Annotated in this window: 2 protein-coding genes and 1 pseudogene; 1 reads left to right on the top strand and 2 read right to left on the bottom strand. The window is 41.1% G+C overall.

Annotation, left to right across the window (positions count from 1 at the left end):
• Positions 1-33 precede the first annotated feature (33 nt).
• The gene (ilvD, locus tag QNK26_RS00275; protein WP_319220233.1) at positions 34-1,713 is read left to right on the top strand and encodes a dihydroxy-acid dehydratase; all 1,680 of its coding nucleotides are present in this window, start codon (positions 34-36) and stop codon (positions 1,711-1,713) included.
• Positions 1,714-2,187: 474 nt separating this feature from the next.
• Here ilvD and QNK26_RS00270 read toward each other — a convergent pair whose 3' ends face one another.
• Both QNK26_RS00270 and QNK26_RS00265 read right to left on the bottom strand, forming a co-directional pair.
• Positions 2,188-2,592, bottom strand: coding sequence for a CBS domain-containing protein (locus QNK26_RS00270; protein WP_319220231.1), 405 nt, complete (start codon positions 2,590-2,592; stop codon positions 2,188-2,190).
• Positions 2,589-2,723 (bottom strand): annotated as a pseudogene (locus tag QNK26_RS00265) (P-II family nitrogen regulator); the annotation flags it as partial. The gene QNK26_RS00270 and the pseudogene QNK26_RS00265, both read right to left, overlap by 4 nt.

Below are 2,723 nucleotides of genomic sequence, written 5' to 3'. Positions count from 1 at the left end.
GCATTTATTGAAGCTGAAAAGGAATATCAAGATATGAGTACAAATAAGCCACGTAAATATTCACAAAAAATTGTAGATGGTGTAGCACAGGCCCCTAGTCGCTCTATGTTGAGGGCCGTTGGTTTTGGTGATGAAGATTTCAAAAAATCTCAGGTAGGTATTGCCTCAACCTGGTCAATGGTAACGCCCTGTAACATGCACATCAACAAGCTCGCAGAAGAAGTTGGTAAAGGTGTCGATAGCGCGGGTGCTAAAAGCGTTATTTATAATACCATTACTATGTCGGATGGTATTTCAATGGGCACCGAAGGTATGAAGTATTCTTTGGTATCACGTGAAGTAATTTGCGATTCCATCGAGGCGGTCTCGGCAGGGATGGGACATGACGGTATTATTGCTATTGGAGGTTGTGATAAAAATATGCCTGGATGTTTAATGGGGCTTGCACGTCTCAATCGGCCTTCTATTTTTGTCTATGGAGGCACCATCATGCCTGGTGAAGATCATACGGATATCGTTTCAGTATTCGAGGCCGTAGGTAGTTATGCAAACGGTGACATTCCCATCACTCAATTAGAGCATATTGAAAAAACAGCGATTCCCGGACCGGGCTCTTGCGGTGGCATGTATACGGCAAACACGTTAGCCTCAGCGATTGAAGCTTTAGGCATGAGCATGCCCAATAGCTCTGCGCAAAATGCAATTTCAAAGCATAAAAAACAAGACTGTGTGGATGCAGGAAAAGCGATTATTCACTTGCTTGAACATGATATTAAACCGTCAGATATTATGACCAAAAAAGCATTTGAGAATGCCATCACGCTAATCATTACTTTAGGAGGCTCAACCAACGCTGTACTACATTTAATTGCAATGGCAGACACGGTTGGGGTTGAAGTGACATTAGATGATTTTGTACGCATTGGTGAAAAAACGCCAGTTATTGCTGATTTACGTCCCAGTGGTCAATATTTAATGTCTGAGTTAATTGAAATCGGCGGTATTCAGCCTTTGATGAAACGGTTATTAGATGCAGGGTTGTTTCATGGTGATTGTTTGACCGTAACAGGCAAAACCATGGCCGAAAATTTGGCAGAGGTTGCTGATTATCCTGACGGACAGGTTATTATTTTACCTTTTGATAGACCCATTAAAAAAGACAGTCACTTGGTTATACTCAGCGGTAATTTAGCACCTCAAGGTGCAGTTTCAAAAATCACAGGTAAAGAAGGCTTAAGCTTTACAGGTACAGCTAAAGTATATGACTCCGAAGAACAAGGTTTTGCCGCAATTATGGATGGACAAGTAGTCGCTGGTGATGTGGTTGTTATTCGCTACGAAGGACCAAGAGGTGGCCCTGGAATGCGAGAAATGTTGAGTCCTACTGCTGCTATTATGGGTAAAGGTTTAGGCAACGATGTTGCACTCATTACAGATGGACGATTTTCAGGTGGCAGCAGAGGTTTTGTTGTAGGGCATATCACGCCGGAAGCATACGAAGGTGGTGCCATTGCGTTGGTAAAAAATGGCGACAGTATTACCATTGATGCAGAAAATCGTGAAATAACGCTTAATATTAGCGACCAAGAAATGACTCAAAGGCAGTCTAATTGGAAACAACCAGCACCAAAATATACACGTGGGTTACTCGCAAAATATGCCAGAACAGTAAGCTCTGCTTCAACAGGTGCGGTAACCGATAGGCCTGATTGAACCGTTTGTATTGGAGTGAAGTTCAAAAATATTTAACTACATTTAAATACAATTTAAACATACTCATTGTTTGGCTATCGTATCGCAGTCTTTAGCCTGACAAATAGTGAGTGATAGCAGTACAGCCATACTCATCTCAACGTTGTTAAAAGAAGATAGTTATTACGCCAGCTTACATAACCAATTAGCTTAACAATAATTTCACCCATGAACTTATTATTTGAATCTAAGCGATACATTTTTGCAGTCATTAATCATTCGATTGAAAAAGGAATCGTCATTACTTTTTCTCCCTTTTATGTTCTTTAAGCTACGGTTAGTGATGGCACTCAAGGCTTCCTTCAGAACGACTGAAAAGCTAAGTCGCTTTCGCCCCTACCGACTTAGAAACTATAAATTTGTGGTCTGTTTTGCTTAACTACCTCAAGATGCAGGATTCAGCATATTGAGGTGTCTTGGGTATATTTGACTGCCTTAATCATCTAACGCCATACCGTTTAGCACGATATTATTGTAACTCACCATACCAATAACTTCGCCATCTTTAATGACAGGAGCACGACTAAGTCCAAAATGTTCAAATAAACGCGCACAGTATTTAACGTTCATATCAGGTGCGACAGATAGCGCTGGCTTGGTCATGATTTCATAAATATTAGTACGCTCAACAGAACGGTTCTGTGCTAGCACCTTCTTAGCAATATCATTCATCAAAACGATACCGTATTCATCATTATCGTGACGTTTATTCACTATTAACGCTTTTACGGTATGTTGCCGTGCTAATCGAATACCTTCTTTAACTGTTGTTATTCCATCGACCATTACATAGGCATTGGCCATCACATCTATTACTCGAGTTACTTTATGCTGCTTCATAGCTCATCCTCTACTGCCTTAGTTAATGTCTTAACCTGATGGGCAACTCCGACCGCGTCTTCAATATCGATTTGAATGGCAATGCCCTGTCCCGACTCCTGATCAAACTCTCCAACCTTGTCAATTGTTTC

The sequence above is a fragment of the Moritella sp. genome (genome assembly GCF_033791185.1).
Classification (GTDB): Bacteria; Pseudomonadota; Gammaproteobacteria; order Enterobacterales; family Moritellaceae; genus Moritella.
Note: the sequence above shows the minus strand (reverse complement) of the source record. Positions and strands in the feature narration are given on the sequence as shown.